We start from the raw sequence: 17671 nt of genomic DNA, 5'->3' as shown, positions 1-17671 counted from the left end.
CGGACAGCCAGGAGCCGCCGTGTTCCGGCAGCAGCACGGCAATGCCCAGGAGGACGGCGGCGGCTCCCGCGGCCGGCAGCGTCAGCTCGTCCGGCAGCCGGTGGACACGGCGGTCGATGGCCGCGAGGAGTACGGCGACGGGGGCGAGCAGCAGCCATACGGCGAGCTCGGGGCGGGCCCCGGTGGTCGCGGCGACGGCGGCGCAGCCGAGGGCGGAGACGACGGGGACGAGGAGGGAGGGTGCGTAGCGCGGGCCGCCCCGGTACGGCGTCGGGCCGACTGCGGCCGAGTCCGCGCCGCTGTCCGTGCCCGTACCGATATCGGCGCCGGTGTCCGTGTCCGTGTCGGCAGCCGGGCCCGGCCGAGCGCCTCCCGACCCGGTGGCCGTGTGCACGGCGACGGCCGCCCCCACCTCCGCGCAGGTCGTACAGCGCGTGGAACCGAGCCAGCCGCGGCCCGGCCCGGTGAGGGCGTGGCCGGCTGGGCAGGCGTCCCGCCATGCGTCCTCGGGTTCGACGGAGAACCGGTAGGCAGCGCGCGGAACCAGCAGTCCGGTCGCGGCACCCCAGAGGGCGGCGACCCCTATCAGCATGGCGTACACGTCATCGACCCTAGGTGCAGGACGCACAGCGGTCATGGGCCCTGGGGCCCAATGCCCGTCGTTACGGGCCCAGAGGCCGTCACGTGGCGCTACCGTCATGGCCATGGCTCGATGGCGCAATGGCACAGGAACGCTGACGATCACGGACCCGGAGGGGGAACGGGAGACAGGGATACCGCTGCGGATCGCGGCCTCGTACCGGCACCGCAGCCGTGGACTGCTCGGACAGGACGGCATCGACGGCGCGCTGCTGATCACGCCGTGCGGGAGTGTGCACTCCTTCCGTATGCGGTTCACGATCGATGTGGCCTACCTGGACCGAAAGTTGAACGTGGTGGCGGTGCACACGATGAAGCCGGGACGGCTGGGCCTCCCCCGGCTCCGGGCCCGGCACGTGATCGAGTCGGAGGCCGGCACGATGGCGAAGTGGGGGCTGCGGCCGGGCGTGCGGGTGGGAGTCACCCAGAGCGACGGACCGCTCGGCTGAACGACCGCTGCTGAGACCGAAGATGGGGCCTGGGGCCCAAGACACCCGGGTACCCCGGCGCTTAGTGTCGAAAACATGTCACAGCTGGGGGACGTCCGTCGGGTACGCCGGGTACATCGCAGGTTTCGGCATTCCGTGCCGCGGACTGATGTGCGGTTGTTGGGGTTGCGTGGTGGGCGTGGGCGCCGTGGCCGGGGTGGGCGGTGTGACCGGGGTCAGGGTGCGCTGGAGTATCTGGGTCTGGTCCTGGTGGTCGTGGCGATCGTCGGTGCGTTGGTCGCGACGGGGATCGGTGCGGATCTGTCGGAGAAGATCGGTGTTCAGGTCTGCCGGATCAGTGGCGGTGGCAACTGTGGCGGTGACGGCAACGCCGATGCTCAGGGCGGTGGTTCGAACAGTCCGGGCAAGGGTGACCCGGCGTCGGACAAGAATCCGGACGGTTCGCAGAAGTCTCCGGCGCAGATCGAGTACGACAAGGCGCTGAAGGGCCTTGAGGACGCGAAGAAGGACGAGAAGTCCAACGGTGACAAGGCGCTCGAGGCCGCGAAGGAACTCGCGAAGATCCTCGCCGACGAGCTGGGCATCACCGACGCCCTGGACTGCATCACCAAGGGCGACATGGGTGCCTGCACCGAGACCCTGATCAACGTCCTGCTCAGCCTCATCGGCGGCGCGGTCGGGAAACTCGGGGCGAAGTACGGGGCGCCCTGGAAGTGGAAAAAGGCCTACAAGCTCATCAAGAGCTTGAAGAAGCACGGCGGTGACCTCTACGACGGCCTCAAGGGCCTCATCAAGAGCCGCAAGAAGGTCAAGGACGCCGAAAAGGCCCTGGAGAACGCCGGAAAGAAAGTCGACGGCGAGAAGAAGAGCCCACCGAAAAAGGATGAGCCGGAAAAGAAGAAGCCGCCGACGTGCGATGTCAAGCACAGCTTCCCGCCCGGTACGCAGGTGCTCCTGGCCGACGGACGCAGGGTCTCGATCGAGGCGGTACGGGCCGGGGACCGGGTCGAGGCCACGGACCCGGACAGCGGCCTGACCCAGGCACGCCGGGTGGAGCGGGCCATCACGACCTATGACGACAAGGACTTCACCCGGCTGGTCTTCCGCACGGGCGGCGGGCCCGCGGTGCTCACCGCGACGGACACGCACCCGTTCTGGGTGACCGGCCAGCGACGCTGGGCCGAAGCGGGCGACATCACCCCCGGCATGAAACTGCGGTCGTCCGACGGTTCCCTGCTCACGGTCGCCGGCGTCAACCGCTACACCCAGCGGCAGACCACCCATGACCTCACCGTCGACGGCATCCACACCTACTATGTGCTGGCCGGGCAGACGCCGGTCCTCGTCCACAACGACAACTGCAACTCGCTCACACGTAAACAGTCCGACGACGTCGCGGATTACCTCGGGTACACGAAGACCAAGAAGAGGTCGGTGACCGGGGCGCCCATTTGGGAGAACAAGAAGGCAGCGGGTGGCCAGCCCCGGTACATCACCTACGACAGGACCGGGCACAACAAGCAGGCGGTGTTCAAGGGTTCCAACTCCCGGGATGCCTTCCAGTCGACCAAGGACACCGCTCGGGACGGAACGTACGGACTGGATGTATCGCCGAAAGGAATGGTGCAGGGACTCAAATGGCTGGCGAAGTGAACACCGAACTGATCATCAGCCCCAGCAGCCAGAGCGTGCGGGACGATCTGGCGGACGCCTCTGGCTGGAGTGCGTACGCGGCGGAGCTGCGCATGGCCGTCAGAACGGTGATCGAGAAGAGTGGTGCCGATTCACTGGAGGTCGGCGAGCTCCTGGTGGGCCGGCCCCTTCCGGACGAGTACTCGGCTCTCCGTAACGGTGTGAAGGTCGGGTCCGCGGAGGCGGTCGGCCTCGTCGAGGCGATGGTCTCCGGAAGCGGACCCTACTGCCGGCTCTCCTTTCCCGGACGGCTCCAGATCGAGTCGGGATGGGACGGGGCCGTGCATCTCTACGTCACATCGCGGACAGCCACCGATCTGGCGGGGCTCCGCGGTGGGGAGTTGAGTCTCCAGTGGCGTGACGCGGTTCCGGAGCCGGTGGACGTGTCGACGCCCGTCGACGCGGTCGCGGACGAGAGCTTCTGGAATGCGGTCCAGGAGGTTTCCGAGGGAGTCACGCTGGTCTGCGAGCGCTGGGCGCACGGCGCTTACGGCTGCAGATGGTTCCGGGTGACCCCGGAGAATGTGAAGGAAGTGGCCCGGCTGGTCCGGCCGCGCTCACTCGTCTGCGTGGCCGCCGCGCCGGAGCTGCGGCCCCGTCCGGAGATCCTGGAGGACGACTTCACCGCCTTCGTGGACCCGGTGCTCCCCGGCGAGCTGGCCCACCGGGCGTATCCCGGTGGCGCCGACAGCCTCTCCGATGTCACGGGTGAGGGTTTCTCCTTGGTGCTGGCGGACAAGGACCTGGCTCACTGGTGCGCCGTGGTACCGGACCCGGACGGGGTCGTCAGGGCGCAATGGGAGAACCCCGGAGACGCGTAGCCCGTGGGTCAGGGCAGCTTCGCGGCCTGGGCGGCGACCAGTTCGGCCGGGAGCTCAGGAGTCTTCGGGTCGATGAAGTTGGCCACGTAGAAGGTGACGACGGTCGATCCCGTCCGTACCAGCTGGAAGACCAGCGGCACCTTGTCCCCCTCGACGCTCCCGGTCACCTGGTAGGCGATGCTCTCCTGGCCCGCCCTGGGCAGGCTCAGCTGCTTGACCTGGGTGTACGAGGAGGGGCCGTCCTCGCTCGATGTACGGAATCCGCCCTTGCAGGCCTGGACCGCGTCCCGGACACCACGCATGAGCTGCTGCGCGGAGCCGTCGGGGTGCGAGGTGAGGATCTCGGTGACGACGGTCTGGTCGTCCTTGCCCTCTTCGGACTTGTCCATGACGGTACGGAAGACGGTGGCGGTCGCGGCGGGTTCGGGGGCGCCGTTGATCACGGCGACCAGGGGCCGGCAGTCGTCGTTCTCGGACTTCTCGGTGCCGGTCTCGTCGCCGCCCTGCATCGGCGTGACCTCGTAGGCCGCCACCTCGCCGGTGGTCAGGGCGGCCTTGGCCAGCTCGGCCTTGCTGAGGACCTTGCCGCTGCTGGAGGGCGTCGAAGCGGGGGCGGCGGAGTCGCCGGCGGCCGGGTCCGGGGTGTCCGTACCGCTCGGCTTCGCGGAGGTGGCGGCCGCCTTGCCGTCCTTCTCGGACTTGTCGTCGGAGGGGCCGCAGGCGACGGCCGCGAGGCAGAGCACTGCTGTGGTGGCCGCCATGGCTGCCGTACGTGCCTTCATTTTCTCCCCGTTCCTGCCCGGCGAACCGTTGCGCCGGCACTCGTACCGCACGGACTCCGCACGCTAACAACTGATGCCCTGCGGATGCGTGGGTCCGTGGGCCCAACTCACGGCGGGCCGGAGCCGAGCAGCGTCCACGCACCGTACGCCGCCGAGGCCGCGGCGAGTACCGCGAGAACCGTCGCCGTGACCGCGGAACGCAGCCGGAGCAGTGCGACGGCGGGCGGCAGCAGGAGCGGGAACGCGGGCATCATCAGCCGGGGCCGGGAGCCGAAGTACGCCGATCCGATGAGCGAGACGACGACGACGGCGATGCCGTAGACGAGTACGGGGAGCGGCTGGCGCTGCCGTACGCACAGGTACACCAGCCACCCCAGACCGGCCAGCGCCGCGCACAGCCCGAGCGCCCCCGGCAGCGGAAGGCCGAGGATGAACGAGGCGAGGGCCGCTCCGCCGTCGATGCTGTTGCCCCACTGCGCCTGGACGTCGAAGTAGGCGAACGGGCTGCCCTCGCGCACGGCGACGAAGACCACGTACGCGAGCCAGCCCAGCGGCGCGAGGATCACCCCTGCCAGCATCCGGCCGTTGCGGCGGACGATGCCGTCGGTGGCGCCGGTCCGGTACTCGCGTACGAGGGTGGCGGCGGCGGTGATCGCGAGGGCGGCGATGAGCGCGGCGGCGGACGGCCGGGTCAGCCCGGCCAGCACGCACAGCGCACCGGCCACGATCCAGCGCCGGGTCAGCGCGGCGTACAGCGACCAGGCGGCGAGCGCGGTGAAAAGGGTCTCGGTGTACGCCATCGACTGGACGAACGCCGTCGGGTACACCCCCCACAGCGCGGCCAGCACCACCCCGGCCCGGCGCCCGTACAACCGTGCGCCGACGGCGAAGATCCCCCAGGCGGCGAGGAGACCCGCCACCCACGCGACCAGCAGTCCGGCGCCCGCGAGCCCGAGCGGGGTCACCTCCGCGATGCCGCGCTCCAGCGCGGGCAGCAGCGGGAAGAACGCCAGGTCGGCGTGGATGCCGCCGTCCGCGAGCGTGACGGTGTACCCGTAGCCGTTCTCGGCGACCCGCTGGTACCAGACGGAGTCCCAGCGCTCACTGAGCAGATGCGGGGCGTCCTTCCCCGCGACGGACGCGGCCGCCCAGAGGACGACGAGCCCGACGATTCGCACGGCCGCGTAGACACCGAGCGCCGGCGCCGCCGAGGCCAGGGCGGCAGCGGCCCGGCCACGGACCGGCCGGTGCTCCGGGGGCCGCGGGTGCGGCCGGGTGCGGGTGGCCTGCGGGGAGGGTTCTGCGGACATACGGCCGATTATCTCCGTGCCGGTGTCCTCGCCGGTGGCCGCCCCGGGCCGGCCATCCGCACCCGCCGTGCCCGGCTCACCCGGCGGGGCGGATCCGCGCGGGCTCCGCCGCCGGGCCGGTCACCGGCTGCACGTCCGCGGTCCGGCTCACCGGCCCCGGTCCGAGGGCGGTGCGGCGAATCCGCGCCGGAGTCCGTGGGCGACCATCGCCGTATGGTCGCGGTAGTGGCCGGTTCGCTCCATGAAGGCCTGTTCCGACGGGATGAGAGCGAGCAGGGTGACCAGGAGGGTGTGCGCCGCCCGCAGCCCGTCCTCCGTCATCGGAAGGCCGGCCTCGGCGGCCGCCACCGGATCCGCGGCGAAGAGCGCCGGCAGGCTCTCGCCGCACTCCCCCAGCACGAACTCCCGCTGCTCACGGTCGGGCATCGCCGTCCGGAACGCCTCGGTGCAGCGGCGCAGCAGTGCGAGCTGGTCGGACCCCGGCATCAGCAGCCAGCCCGTCCCGTCGTCCGCCCGCCGGCCCCGTAGACGCGCCCTCACCCGTGCTCCCCCTGTGTCATCCGCTGGTTCCTGAACCCCCATCGCAGCAGGCCGGCCATCCGGAGCACGGTCTCCCGGAAGTCGCCGACCCGCTCCACGAACTCCGGCTCCGGCCAGATCGTCGCGGCCGGAAGCGTCGTGAGGACCGCGTGGAGCGCGTGCAGCTGCTCGAAGGTGAGCGTGATGGGGCCGGGCACCGCGTCGTCGTACGAGAGCCCCAGCTGGAGCGGTCCGTCGAGGGACACCTCGACGGAACCCAGCACGAGCGCGCGCACGGCGGGGGACGTCTCGTCGTACGCGAGGGTGAGTACCGCCCGCCGGAGCAGATGGAACTGCCGCTCGGTCACGTCCAGCACGTACCGCGCGCCCGGACCGCCCCGGCCGTCAGGGCCGTCCGCAGCGTCCCGCCGGATGCGGACCTCGGCCAGGGGATCCGACTCAGCCTGCGTCAATTGCGCTTCGCTCCTGCCGTGAACCGGGCCTTGAACGCCTCCTGCGACATCTTGTACCCGTGGATCACCGTGCCGTCCTTGACGCAATGGTCCAGCCCTTTCCGGTGTGCCTTTCGGCTGTTCTCTGACTGGCCACGGCGTGGGTGGTCCGCTCGCAGCGAAGAACGTCAAAGTCCGGGCACCCCTTCCGCGGCGAGGCTCCGTACCTCCGCTTCGACCGTCGCATCGACGGCGATCTGCTCCAACGCCGCAATACTCTCAGGCACTTGAGACCTGCCGGGTATCCGGCATCAGGTGTCGCAGCACGTCCGGCACCCGGATGTGCCGGATACCCGTATCGGAGTCCCAGTCGGGCGCGTCCCAGGTCGCACGCACCTCAAGGGACACGGGTTCGGCCGGAAGGCACGCCTCCAGGACCGTGCGCGCAAGGGCGACGCTCTCCGCGTTCTCCTCGACGTACCGGCCCGAGGACGGAAGTGTCCAGCCTTCCCAGAGCCAGGGGGTCGGCACGTTCAAGAACACCTCCGGCAGCAGCTCACGGCCCTCGGCGCCTCTCGATCCCCGACCGGCAGCGCGAACCAGTCGCGCACCTCCGGCCGGCGCAGCAGCACCAGCACCACGATCGGAATGAAGGCCTGGGTGAATCCGCGATAGTCCAGGTGCAGGAGGGACACGAACGACAGTCACACCAGCCAGCACTGGACAGCAACCAGCCCGCGGGCCACCCACACCCCGCCCCGAGCCGTACCTCGGGCCAGCACCACCCCGACCACGCTCGGCAGCGCGTCGTACAACAGCACCCCGAGGAGCTCACCGTTGACGTAGGACACCATCGACAGCACGGTCACTACGTAGAGCGAGGTCAGCCCGACCTGGAACCACTGCAGTGTCTGTATCCATAGCAATGAACGCGGCAACGGAACGCGCCCGGCTATCCATGGGCCGGCAGCGCCACCACCCGCGCCGCGACCGGACTGAGCTGCGATTTTCGATCCGGATCCTGCATTCACCGCGCGTTCGACGGACTCCGCCCAACCCCCACCCGCACCATTCATGTTCGTACACTGATGCGAATCACTGAGGATCTCCGGGGATTTGCGGCCCCAACACCGCTGCAGAACAGGCCAGTTCGCAGCACCGACCCACTCAAGTGCCGCAGCATCTCTCCGTCTCCCCGTACTTGGGCCCGACTTTGGGGCCAACGGCCCAGGTCACCCGGGGCCGCCCGCCATACGCTCGTGCCGCGCCCAGCGGTCGGGGCGTGCCAGGCACGGGCCGTGCGACTGAACGTCGTAGAGGGAGAGGGAGAACCGTGAGCGGTGACAGCGGCTGGGGAAGCGGAAGCACGGGCCACATACCCCCCGGGCACGGGCGCGGCAGACCCGGTGACAGCGGCCCGCTCTTCCCGCTGGCCCGCAGCTGGGCCGTCGGCGCCCTCGTCCACCTCATCGCCGGGTATCTGATCTCGCGCGGGCTCGTCGAACGACTGGACACCGACGGGCGGCTCGACGTGTTCACCTGGCGCCTGGCGCTGCTGTACGTGCCCGCCATCATCACCACCGCACTGACGGTGCTCGCCGCCGCCCGCGTCCTGCCCGGCGAACGGCGCTCGTCCCGTCTGCTGTACCCGCTCGCCTCACTCGCCGTTCCGCTGGTCGCGCTCGGCTACGGATACGCCGTTCCGTGGGCGGTCACGGGGGTCGAGGGCGTGCTGATGCCGGTCGTCACTCTGGTGACCGGCTCGGCCGTGGGCCTGGCCGTCGACCGGCTGATGGAGGACGACGGTACGCAGTCCGCCGCGCCCGGCTCGTACAACTGGCGCGACGGCGGCGCCACCGCCACGGACTACCTCGGGATGATCCTGCTCGTCGTGACCACGGTCGGCGTCGGCGGCAGCATCTGAACCGGATCGGGTGCGCGGGCGAGCTGCCGCCACTCCCCGATACCGCTGTCCCCTGCTGCCTCTACCCGCATTACCTCTACCTGCTGGGGACTTCACTGCCGTACACGACCCAGGGCGATTGTTCGAACGAACTCACGCCGGACAACTGGGGCTGCATGGAGGCGACTTCGGCCCGGACCGCAAGCGTGTCCGGCCAGCAGTCGAAGTACACCACCCCCTTCACTATGAAGCCTCTCCAGTCGGTCGCCGCCGACGCGCCCTCCCGGTCGACCACGAAGCCGATACAGAGCACCGAGGCCCTGCCTATCGCCTCCCGTATCGCGCGGACGACCGTCTCCCGCTCGTCGCCGCTCAGCGCGCCGAGGGCGAACTGCAGCGCCACCGTCCCGTCGTCCGTACGCCGGACCCGGGTGGGGATCTCGGCTCCGCTGCTCACCCAGAGCAGGAAGTCGACCTGGTCCAGCCGTTGCAGGCCGGCCAGGAGCACCAGCTGGTCCCTGGTCACCCACGACTGGGTGCCCGGCGGTTCGGCACCCGGGCTGACGAGCGTGATGCGCCGAGTGACCGGGTGCGCGGGACGTACGCCCGCCGCCTCCAGGTCCCCGAGCAGCGACTCGGCATCGGGGCGACTCCAGCCCACGTGGTAGGAGTAGAAGAATCCGTCACTCATGACACCGCACCCCATAAAAGTGTGGGCACCGCTTCACCCGGACACGCCGGCTGAGAGGTGACCGCCCTGCAGATCAGGTAGAGCGTGTAGATCCCTGCGCACCGGAGCGCGCCTGATCAGCCGCCTGGTGAGGCGGCGTCGGACGGCTCGCAGTTGGTCACTCATGAGCGTAATCAGCCCTGCGGCCCGGGGCGTGGGCCCACGGGCCCACGGGTGGACCCCAAGCCCGCTCCCCGTCTCCGTGGCACGAGTCAGCGGTGACGAACGTGCGACGGCGGCACGGAGGAGGAAGCGGAGCCTCGCGCGATAAGCGGTGGACAGGCCGACGGTGAGCCACGAGGGTGTACCACGATGACACGAACCGATTCGCCTCCCGCCTGGGACGAGCGCACACAGCTGACCACTTTCCTCGACTACACCCGCGCGACCGCGCTGGCCAAGTGCGAGGGGCTCGCGCAGGCGGATGCCCGCAAGGCTCCGCTGCCGGGCTCGCCCCTGATGACGCTCGCGGGTGTGGTCAACCATCTCCGCTGGGTCGAGTACTCCTGGTTCGAGGTCGTGTTCCTCGGCGGGGAGGACGAGGGCCCGTGGACGGACGAGGATCCCGACCGCGAGATGCGCATCGCCGTCGACATGCCGCTCGCCGACGTGCTGGCGGAGTACGAGGAGCAGTCCGCCCGCTACCGGGAGCTCGTCGCCGCCCATGACCTGGACACTCCGGCCAAGCTTCCGCGAGTCGACGGCCGCCACCCCGATCTGCGCTGGATCCTGCTGCATCTCATCGAGGAGACCGCCCGGCACAACGGCCACCTCGACATCATCCGGGAAGTCATCGACGGCACCACGGGATCCTAGGAACCACCCGGCGAGGCCTCGGACTCGGTCCCGGACTCGTCATCGGCCTCGGCCTCTGCCTCGGTCCCGTCATGGCCGCCGGTCCGGGTGCCGGTGCCCCGGCACCGCACCCGGCTCAGCTCCACGTTGAACTGGGCGCCCGTCAGCAGCGCCAGGTTGGTGAACCACACCCAGATCAGGAACACCACCAGCCCCGCCAGCGACCCGTACAACCGGCTGTAGGAGCCGATGTACGTCGCGTACAGCGCGAATCCCGCCGAGGCCACCAGCCAGAGCAGCGCCGCCAGTACTCCGCCCGGCAGTGCCCGGCGTGTTCCGCGCGCCGATGCCGGGCCGGTCCGGAAGAGGACCGTGATCAGGCAGGCGACCAGACAGAGCAGCACGGGCCACTTCAGCACCGCCCACACCGCGTCCCCCAGATGTGCCAGGCCCATCCGGTCCCCGAGCCAGCGAGCCAGCGGACCGGAGAGCACAAGGGCGAACGCGCTGGTCATCAGGAGCAGCAGCAGCCCGATCGCCGTCACCACGATGATGTGTGCCTTGCGCAGGGCGGGCCGGGTGTCCCGTATCCCGTGCATCGCGTGCAGCGCCCGCCGGAACACGGCCAGATAGCTGGACGCGGACCAGACCGCGCTGACGGTCCCGGTCGCGACCAGCAGCCAGACCGCGGTCCGCTGCTGGGTGGCCGCCTCCAGGGGCTGGCGCAGTGCGGAGCCGGACTCCGCCGGTGCGAAGGCGGTGATGTCGGCGATGAGCGCGCCCGTGGCCCGGGGATTGGCCAGCCCGATGACGGACACCGTCACCAGGAGCGCCGGGAGCAGCGCGAGGATGGCGTAGTACGTCAGGGCCGCCGCCCAGTCCGAGAGGTCGTCGTTCCACAGGGAGACGGGCGTCCGCCGCAGCGCGACGGACCAGCGTCGCGCGGGCCCGGGATGCCCGGCTGCCCGGGGCCGCGCCCCGGTGGCGGTGTCGCTGATCTTGCTGAACACGGATGAGTCTCCGGGGACGTAGGAGGTGGGCAAGCGAGGCCGGGCGCCTCCCGCTGCGTGGACGCAGGGGGACGCGGGAGACGCCCTGTGCTGCCTATCCTCTTCTGCTCGGGTTTGCCGCCGGTACTCCGGTACATCCCTGCTCCGGTTTACCGCCGGTACTCCGGTGCATCCCGCCGGCTCACCGAGCGCATCCCGGACCTGCCTCGAACCGCCGCACCGCCGGCCGGCCGGCCACGCCCGTCTGGGGCCGGCCGTATCTAGGGCCGGTGGTCACCGCCCTCCTCGGCGACCCGGCGCCCCAGGGCGACCAGTGTGGTCTCCGCGCTGTCCGCCATGTGCGCGAGCAGCGCGTCCAGCTCCGCGCGGGTGGTGCCCAGCACCGGTTCCAGGCCCAGCAGCTGCCAGGACTGCTCCGCGACGGTGCCGGTTCCGAGCGGGCGGAAGGTCCAGCACCATGGGACGAGTCCCTCCACGACGAAGGCGAACGTCTCGCCGGGCTCAGCCCTCAGTACCTGTGAGCGGCTGGTCCGCTCACGGTCGCCGCACCGGTCCCTGGACGGGGCCCGGCAACCGCCGGACCCCCTTGCACTGACGGACCGTCAGCGACCCGTGTGGATACGGGCGGTGAGCAGGTTGGGGTCTCGCTTGGTGAGGTAGGCGGCCGAGGTCACATACACGGCGCTGCCGCGCACGGCGACGGCCGTGGGGTTCTGCAGGCCGTCCTGGGCGCTGAGGACGATGGTGTGGGTACCGTCGGGCTCGACCAGGGCCACCTGGTCGGTCTGGTCGAGGGCGGCGAGAATCCGGTCGCTGCGGCCGATGAAGGCGAAGTCGTCGATTCCGGAGAGCTGTTCGGCCCTGATCCGGGCAGGGCCAGCCGCGCCGTTCCTCCTCACCGCGTATCGGACCACGGTGCCCTTGTCCAGGTTGGACACCCAGACGGCACCGTTGTGCACCTTCAGGCCGTTGGCGCCGAGGAAGCCGGTCGGGGCGAGCTCGGCGCCGTCCGCCCAGACCGTCGCGGTGCCGCCTGCGGCCGGTACGCGCCAGATGACGCCACGGACCGAGTCGGTGAGGTAGAGGCGGCCGGAGTCCAGCGCCAGTCCGTTGGGCAGGCCGTCGGCCGGCAGCGCGGCGATCCGCTCCGGGGCGCCGCCGGGCGTGAGCCGCCAGACGCCGGTGAGGTCGGCGGTGCCCGTGGCGTACAGGAAGTACAGCGTGCCGTGCGCGTCCCTGACCAGGCCGGTGACCAGGGGGAAGCCGAGCGCCGGCGTGTGCACGCCGTCATCGGCCGGTGCGGGCAGGGTCCCCAGCACCCGCACCTTGCCGTCGCGGGTGACCTGGGCGATCTGGCGTGCGGCGGAGAAGGACAGATCGATGCTGCCGTTGGGTTCCAGGACGATGTTCTCCGGCATCTGCCCGCCGGGCAGGTCGAAGTGCTCGGTGATGCGGGTGTGTGACAACGGCGCCGTGGCAGCCGTCGCCGGACCGGCCGGGCCCACGACTGCGAGCGAGGCCGTCGCGATGGCGGCGACCAGCAGGTTCCTTGCGAACTTCGATGACATGTCTCGTCCTTGCGTCGTGGGTGAGGGTGCGGTGCGGTCCTGCCGCGCGGGGGCGTTCCCGCCATGTGACGTTCCCGCCACTCCGTGACGGCCGGGGCTCGCTGAGTCCCCACTGTGTGTCCGGTCGGCGGTGGGCAACCAGCCCCGGCTCTGCCTATCCCCGGCAGGGGCAGGCTGTGTGCGCCTCGGCACTGGATACTCGGGGCCATGGACGCACACGGACAGCTCGGCGCCTTCCTCCAGGCGCGGCGGGCCCAGTTGCAGCCCCAGGACGTCGGGCTGCCGACCTACGGGGACCGCCGACGGGTTCCGGGGCTGCGACGTGAGGAGCTGGCCCTGCTGACGGGCGTCAGCTCCTCCTACTACACGCGTCTGGAGCAGGGGGCCTCGTGTCACGCCTCCGTCGAGGTGCTGGACGCGATCGCCCGGGGCCTGCGTCTGGAGGAGACGGAACGGCTGCACCTGCACGACCTGGCCACCGCCTGCCGGCACCGGACCACGGCCCGCCGGCCCCCCGCCGAGCGGCTGGCCCCGGCCGTGCGCGAACTGGTGCGGTCCCTGGACGAGGTACCCGTCGTGGTGACCGGGCGGCGCAGCGACGTACTGGCCTGGAACACCGCGGGGCACGCCCTGCTGGCCGGGCATGTGGACCCGACCGGCCCGGACCGCCCGGCGGACCGTCCGAACATGGCGCGGCTGGTCTTCCTGGACGCCCACATCCGTGAGCTCTACGTCGACTGGACGGCGAAGGCCCGAGCCGTGGTCGGCAATCTGCGACTGGTCGCGGGACGGCATCCGCAGGACGCCCGGCTGACGTCGCTCATCGGCGAACTGACGACCCGGAGCCAGGAGTTCGCCGGAATGTGGGCCGATCACCGGGTTCGGGCGTGCGACACCGCCGAGTACGAGCTACGGCACCCGCTCGTCGGTTCGCTGACGGTCAGACAGCAGACGCTGACCGTGCCGTCCGAACCCGAGCAGTCGCTGGTCATGGTCACCGCCACCCCCGGATCGGCTTCACGGGCCGCGCTGAGACTCCTCGCCCAGGCCATCGGGGCCGGGTCTGGGACTACGGCAGTGGCCGGGACTGAGACCATGGCCGGGGCCGAGGCCGGGGTGCGTCCGTCGCGGCGGGACGCCGCCACTGCGGACTTCAGCGCTCCCGGTGGTAGTGGTCGGCGACAGCGGCGAACGCGGCCTTCGGTTCCCACGGCAGGCCGGGAAAGGTGACCCCGAGGCGGTCCTCGTACACCTTGACGATGCCGTAACTGGCCAGGTCCAGGTCCTCTCGGGGGTCACCGTCGGGGCGGTGCACATGGTCGTACAGGGCGAAGGTGAACACGAAGGCGCTGTCGACGCCTCCGGTCTCGAACATCTCCAGCAGCTCGCGCAGGTAAGCGGCCTGACCGGCCTCGTCGCGGGCGTATTCACCGTCCAGCCGGACAGGACCGGCGTCCTTGTCGTACTCGACGATCTCCAGCCCATGGGCGCCCCGGTCCCCCGCGCCCCGGAAACCGGCCGAACCGAACTCCGTGATCGCGACCGGCTTCCCCTGCGCGACGAGATCACGGACGCCGTCGGCGAACCGGTCGGCGATTTCGGCCGACCGATAGAGGTCCATGGACATGATGTCGAAGGGCGCCCAGTCGATGCGTTCGAACGGCACTGCGGCATACGTGACCTTGCCACCGAAGCGCTCACGGACGAGCGCCACGGCCTGGCCGAGGAAGCCGTTGACGTGCGCGCTCACCGCGCCGAGGTGCTCGCGCGCGAAGTCCGGCCGACGGAGCGCGGCGACCCGTTCGTCGGTGCTGTCACCGGGCAGGAACCCCTTGTTCATCAGGCTCAGTTCGGCACCGCTGACGAACACGACCTCGGCTCCCCGCCGCCTGAGCCGCTCCGCCCGCTCGGCGCAGTCGGCGAAGAGCGACAGCATCTCGTCGGTGGTCAGTTCAAGGGGATAGGGGGAGAACCAGACCTCCAGGCCGAGGTCCGCGGCGCACGTCGCCGCGAGCTCCACCCGGTCCGGATCGCCGCCCATGACACGGACCGCGTCGCAGTGCAGCTCGTCCCGGATGATGCGCAGCTCGCGCTCGACCACCGCCGGGTCGCAGGACTTGCGGGACGTCGCCCCGTTTCTGACGAAGCCGGTGTCGTAGCTGATTCCTCTGGCTCGCATGCGTCGCGTCCGCTCCCACCCATCGCGAATACTTACGGTACCGATCGTACCCTATTTGCCGCTCCACAGGAACGGCGAACAAAATGGGAGGGTACGAGCGGTACCGCTAGCAGGAGGCGCCATGGCAGGGGACGCGACGGGGCAGCCGGCCGCCGGGCAGACGCGGCGACGCGGAGCCGTCCTGGAGGAGGCGATCCTTCGCGCCGCGGTGGCCGAGCTCACCGAGTCGGGATACGCCGCTCTGACCATGGACAAGGTCGCCGCCCGTGCGGGCACCAACAAGAACGCCATCTACCGCCGCTGGCCGAACCGCCTCGCCCTCGGCATCGCCGCCTACCGGCAACTGGCCAAGACCATCCAGCCCCCCGACACCGGCTCGCTGCGCGGCGATGTCCTTGAACTGCTGCGCCGGGCGAACCGCAACTGGAGCTCGCCCTTCGGCGCGATCCTGCGCGAGCTGATCTCCGCGGCGGGCGGCACGTCCGAACTCCTGGCGCAGCTCCAGGACCAGTCCGGCGACGCCGCGGCCGCCCCCTGGCTGACCGTCCTGGGCCGCGCGGTCGCACGCGGCGAGGCCTCCCCGGAGGCGCTGCACCCCAGGGTCGCCACCGTGGCCATGGTCCTGCTGCGCAACGAGTTCGTCGTACGCGGGGTCCCTACCGCACCCGACGACGTTCTCGTCGAGATCACCGACGAGGTGTACCTGCCGCTGGTACGGCAACGGGGCCCGGCGACGCCGAACTGAACCGCGATCAGGCGCTACCCGCCCCGTCGCCGTCGCCTCTCCCGGCCCCGTCGCCTCCGTCGCCACCGGGGGCGCTCGCAGGCGGGACGGGCGGAACCGGCGGCCAGGGAACCTCGGCCAGGAGGGGGACGATCGTCTCCTCCTCGTAGTCGAGATGCGCGTTCAGCTCGGCCGACATCCGCGCCAACTCACTTCGAAAGCGCGCCGGTTCCGCGATCCCGATACCGGCGAGCAGCTCCACGAGCGCCGCCTGAATCCGTGCGACGGTGCGGTGCTCGTCCGCGAGCCGGGCGAAGGTGTCGCCCAGGTGCGGGTGGTAACGGGCGATCCCGGGGAACAGGTGCCCGTCCTCGCTGGTGTGGTGGAACTCCAGGGCCTGGCAGAACGCCAGGCAGCGCTGCCTGATCTGCAGCCCGAGGCTCGGCGCCGGCGGCTCACCGGGCCCCCGATGGGCCGCGCGCTCGGCGAAGTGGGCCTCCACCTCTGCCGCCACCTCACGCAGTTGGCCGCGCAGCCACGTGTGAACCTCCATGACCTTGTCGGCCAGGGTGCGGACCTCGCCGGGGCCCTGCCACCCATCGGGATCGGCACGCTCCAGCACGACGACGGGCAGGAGCCGGGTGGTCCGGGCCTGGTAGTCGCCGTACCCGGGTGCCGACCGCACCGCGTGCGCGAACAGTTCGTCGCGCCGCGCCCCTTCGGCGGGGACCGCGAGGGCCTGGAAGGTCCGGGTGCCGGTCTCGACCCGCACCACGGGGTGGGCGAGCAGGTTGTGGTACCAGCCGGGGTGGCTCGGGGCGCCGAGGTTGGACCCGATGAGCAGGAGCAGTTCGCCGTGGCGGACGTACCCGAGGGGCGTGGTCCGCTCGGTCCCCGACCTCGCGCCGGTGGTCGTCAGCAGGAGGAGATCGCCGCCCTCGAAGGGGCCACCGACCTTCCCCTCGTTGGCGCGGAACTCCTCGATAATCGTTTCATTGAAAGACGTGGGCATACGGATGCGTATCTCCGGGAGCTTCAGTGATTCCGCAGTGACTGCGGTCATGGCGTGTGGTGACGTGCCCAGGACGAAGCGACCGCACAACCTCTTGCCGGACACGGCAGCGCGCCGCAGGGCGAGGGGTGCGGTTGCGTTACGTCAAGTACAGGGCGCGGAGTATGAACTCATGACGGACCCTTGAGTGAAGGGTGCTCGCCCGATCACCGGCCGGCCCACTGCTCTTTGGCCGGCGTCACGCGACACCGCCGCCTATTACACCCACCCGCCGACCACCTGTCAACGCGATCTCACTCAGTACCGCGTTGACCTCAATCACCGTGGCCGGGGAAGGCGGACGGATCACCGCAGAAGGACGCGGCCCGCACCATCACCCAGGGTTATCCACAAGCGCATACGCCTCCGCGCCATCCGAGGAATCGTGGCTCCATGAACACAGCAGGCATCACCCCGCCACCCGTGAGGCCGCGGGCGCGACAGCGAGCAGCCGGAGTACGGGAGTTGGCGGATCTCGCACCGGACGGAATCCTCTTCACCGCCAGGGCCGTCTCAGCGGGCTGGACACGGCGGCAGCTCTCCCACCGACTCCGGTACGAGCAATGGCAGCCGATCCACCGAGGCGCCTGGGCCGCCCCGGGGCTCGGGGTCGACTGGTTCATCCGGGCCTGGGTCCTACAGAACCTCCAGCCGAACCTCGTGTGCAGTCACCGCACCGCAGCGGCTCTTCACCGCCTGGAGCTTCTACGCGGCAGCCCGGTCCACGCCGCCGAGACAGAGTTCACCGACCCGCGCCCCGGCCCGTACCGCGGGCGTCCCGGAACCCGTATCCACCGGCTCCCCCTCTCCCCCGCCGACCGAACCGTTCGACGAGGGCTCCACGTCACGTCCCCGGTCCGCACGGTCGGTGACCTGATGCGGCATCTCCCCCGTGACGAGGCGGTCGTCCTCGCGGACTCCGCCCTCTCCGCACGCCGGGTCGGGGGAACCCGTCGCCCCGCACTCATCCGGCTCCGGGCGCTCCACGCCGAACTCGCGAGCCCCCGGAACGGCGCAGCTCACGCCCGGGGCCTCCTCCCCCTCCTC

The 17671-nt window shown here is 70.7% G+C and carries 21 protein-coding genes and 1 pseudogene; 7 read left to right on the top strand and 15 right to left on the bottom strand.

Annotated features, from left to right (window positions below; translation table 11 throughout):
- Positions 1-601, bottom strand: a pseudogene (locus J1C73_RS29360) (prepilin peptidase); the annotation flags it as partial.
- Between the two features lie 103 nt (positions 602-704).
- On the opposite strand from J1C73_RS29360, the gene J1C73_RS29355 reads away from it, so the two are divergent.
- The 3 genes from J1C73_RS29355 (at position 705) to J1C73_RS29345 (ending at position 3601) form a co-directional block, all read left to right on the top strand.
- Positions 705-1088 (top strand): DUF192 domain-containing protein, encoded by a 384-nt coding sequence (locus J1C73_RS29355; RefSeq protein WP_242644878.1) that lies wholly within the window; start codon positions 705-707, stop codon positions 1086-1088.
- A gap of 255 nt (positions 1089-1343) precedes the next feature.
- Complete coding sequence (locus tag J1C73_RS29350; RefSeq protein ID WP_207319028.1) at positions 1344-2741, top strand: polymorphic toxin-type HINT domain-containing protein; 1398 nt, start codon at positions 1344-1346, stop codon at positions 2739-2741.
- Entirely contained in the window at positions 2726-3601 is an 876-nt protein-coding gene (locus J1C73_RS29345) for a hypothetical protein (RefSeq protein ID WP_207319027.1), read from the top strand. Before J1C73_RS29350 ends, J1C73_RS29345 begins: the two co-directional genes overlap by 16 nt.
- Positions 3602-3609: 8 nt before the next feature.
- On the opposite strand, the gene J1C73_RS29340 is transcribed toward J1C73_RS29345, so the two are convergent.
- From J1C73_RS29340 to J1C73_RS29310, 7 genes are all read right to left on the bottom strand, one after another.
- The gene (locus tag J1C73_RS29340) at positions 3610-4383 is read right to left on the bottom strand and encodes a hypothetical protein (RefSeq protein ID WP_207319026.1); all 774 of its coding nucleotides are present in this window, start codon (positions 4381-4383) and stop codon (positions 3610-3612) included.
- Positions 4384-4490: 107 nt separating this feature from the next.
- Complete coding sequence (locus J1C73_RS29335; RefSeq protein WP_207319025.1) at positions 4491-5693, bottom strand: glycosyltransferase family 39 protein; 1203 nt, start codon at positions 5691-5693, stop codon at positions 4491-4493.
- A 147-nt stretch (positions 5694-5840) separates the two neighbouring features.
- Complete coding sequence (locus J1C73_RS29330; protein ID WP_207319024.1) at positions 5841-6233, bottom strand: hypothetical protein; 393 nt, start codon at positions 6231-6233, stop codon at positions 5841-5843.
- Positions 6230-6685 carry a hypothetical protein gene (locus J1C73_RS29325; protein WP_207319023.1) on the bottom strand — a complete coding sequence of 152 codons (456 nt, stop codon included), beginning with the start codon at positions 6683-6685 and terminating at the stop codon, positions 6230-6232. The genes J1C73_RS29330 and J1C73_RS29325 overlap by 4 nt, the downstream gene beginning before the upstream one ends.
- Before the next feature lie 258 nt (positions 6686-6943).
- The gene (locus J1C73_RS29320) at positions 6944-7195 is read right to left on the bottom strand and encodes a hypothetical protein (protein ID WP_207319022.1); all 252 of its coding nucleotides are present in this window, start codon (positions 7193-7195) and stop codon (positions 6944-6946) included.
- Between the two features lie 2 nt (positions 7196-7197).
- Positions 7198-7359, bottom strand: a complete 162-nt coding sequence (locus tag J1C73_RS29315; RefSeq protein WP_207319021.1) for a hypothetical protein — start codon at positions 7357-7359, stop codon at positions 7198-7200.
- A gap of 9 nt (positions 7360-7368) precedes the next feature.
- Positions 7369-7590, bottom strand: a complete 222-nt coding sequence (locus J1C73_RS29310; RefSeq protein WP_207319020.1) for a hypothetical protein — start codon at positions 7588-7590, stop codon at positions 7369-7371.
- Between the two features lie 407 nt (positions 7591-7997).
- Here J1C73_RS29310 and J1C73_RS29305 point away from each other — a divergent pair, with 407 nt between their 5' ends.
- Positions 7998-8588 (top strand): hypothetical protein, encoded by a 591-nt coding sequence (locus J1C73_RS29305; protein ID WP_207319019.1) that lies wholly within the window; start codon positions 7998-8000, stop codon positions 8586-8588.
- Between the two features lie 76 nt (positions 8589-8664).
- On the opposite strand, the gene J1C73_RS29300 is transcribed toward J1C73_RS29305, so the two are convergent.
- The gene (locus tag J1C73_RS29300; RefSeq protein ID WP_207319018.1) at positions 8665-9258 is read right to left on the bottom strand and encodes a hypothetical protein; all 594 of its coding nucleotides are present in this window, start codon (positions 9256-9258) and stop codon (positions 8665-8667) included.
- 351 nt (positions 9259-9609) lie between these two features.
- Here J1C73_RS29300 and J1C73_RS29295 point away from each other — a divergent pair, with 351 nt between their 5' ends.
- Positions 9610-10113, top strand: coding sequence for a DinB family protein (locus J1C73_RS29295; RefSeq protein WP_207319017.1), 504 nt, complete (start codon positions 9610-9612; stop codon positions 10111-10113).
- Here the strand turns inward: J1C73_RS29295 and J1C73_RS29290 are convergent.
- The 3 genes from J1C73_RS29290 to J1C73_RS29280 all read right to left on the bottom strand — a co-directional run bounded on the left by J1C73_RS29290 (position 10110) and on the right by J1C73_RS29280 (position 12670).
- On the bottom strand, positions 10110-11102 hold the full coding sequence (locus J1C73_RS29290) for a YihY/virulence factor BrkB family protein (RefSeq protein WP_207319016.1): 993 nt from the start codon (positions 11100-11102) through the stop codon (positions 10110-10112). The genes J1C73_RS29295 and J1C73_RS29290 overlap by 4 nt on opposite strands.
- A 260-nt stretch (positions 11103-11362) precedes the next feature.
- Positions 11363-11578, bottom strand: coding sequence for a hypothetical protein (locus J1C73_RS29285; protein WP_207319015.1), 216 nt, complete (start codon positions 11576-11578; stop codon positions 11363-11365).
- A 126-nt stretch (positions 11579-11704) separates the two neighbouring features.
- Positions 11705-12670 (bottom strand): SMP-30/gluconolactonase/LRE family protein, encoded by a 966-nt coding sequence (locus J1C73_RS29280; RefSeq protein ID WP_207319014.1) that lies wholly within the window; start codon positions 12668-12670, stop codon positions 11705-11707.
- 207 nt (positions 12671-12877) lie between these two features.
- On the opposite strand from J1C73_RS29280, the gene J1C73_RS29275 reads away from it, so the two are divergent.
- Entirely contained in the window at positions 12878-13900 is a 1023-nt protein-coding gene (locus tag J1C73_RS29275; protein WP_207319013.1) for a helix-turn-helix domain-containing protein, read from the top strand.
- Here J1C73_RS29275 and J1C73_RS29270 read toward each other — a convergent pair.
- The gene (locus J1C73_RS29270) at positions 13824-14849 is read right to left on the bottom strand and encodes a glycoside hydrolase family 113 protein (RefSeq protein ID WP_207319012.1); all 1026 of its coding nucleotides are present in this window, start codon (positions 14847-14849) and stop codon (positions 13824-13826) included. The genes J1C73_RS29275 and J1C73_RS29270 overlap by 77 nt on opposite strands.
- Before the next feature lie 121 nt (positions 14850-14970).
- On the opposite strand from J1C73_RS29270, the gene J1C73_RS29265 reads away from it, so the two are divergent.
- Entirely contained in the window at positions 14971-15594 is a 624-nt protein-coding gene (locus J1C73_RS29265) for a TetR/AcrR family transcriptional regulator (RefSeq protein WP_207319011.1), read from the top strand.
- A gap of 7 nt (positions 15595-15601) precedes the next feature.
- Here the strand turns inward: J1C73_RS29265 and J1C73_RS29260 are convergent, their stop codons facing one another.
- Positions 15602-16585 (bottom strand): nitroreductase/quinone reductase family protein, encoded by a 984-nt coding sequence (locus tag J1C73_RS29260; protein WP_207319010.1) that lies wholly within the window; start codon positions 16583-16585, stop codon positions 15602-15604.
- A 744-nt stretch (positions 16586-17329) separates the two neighbouring features.
- A partial coding sequence (locus tag J1C73_RS29255) for a hypothetical protein (protein ID WP_207319009.1) occupies positions 17330-17671 on the bottom strand: 342 nt, incomplete at its 5' end.

The organism is Streptomyces laculatispora (assembly GCF_017353455.1).
Lineage (GTDB): Bacteria > Actinomycetota > Actinomycetes > Streptomycetales > Streptomycetaceae > Streptomyces > Streptomyces laculatispora.
Note: the sequence above shows the minus strand (reverse complement) of the source record. Positions and strands in the feature narration are given on the sequence as shown.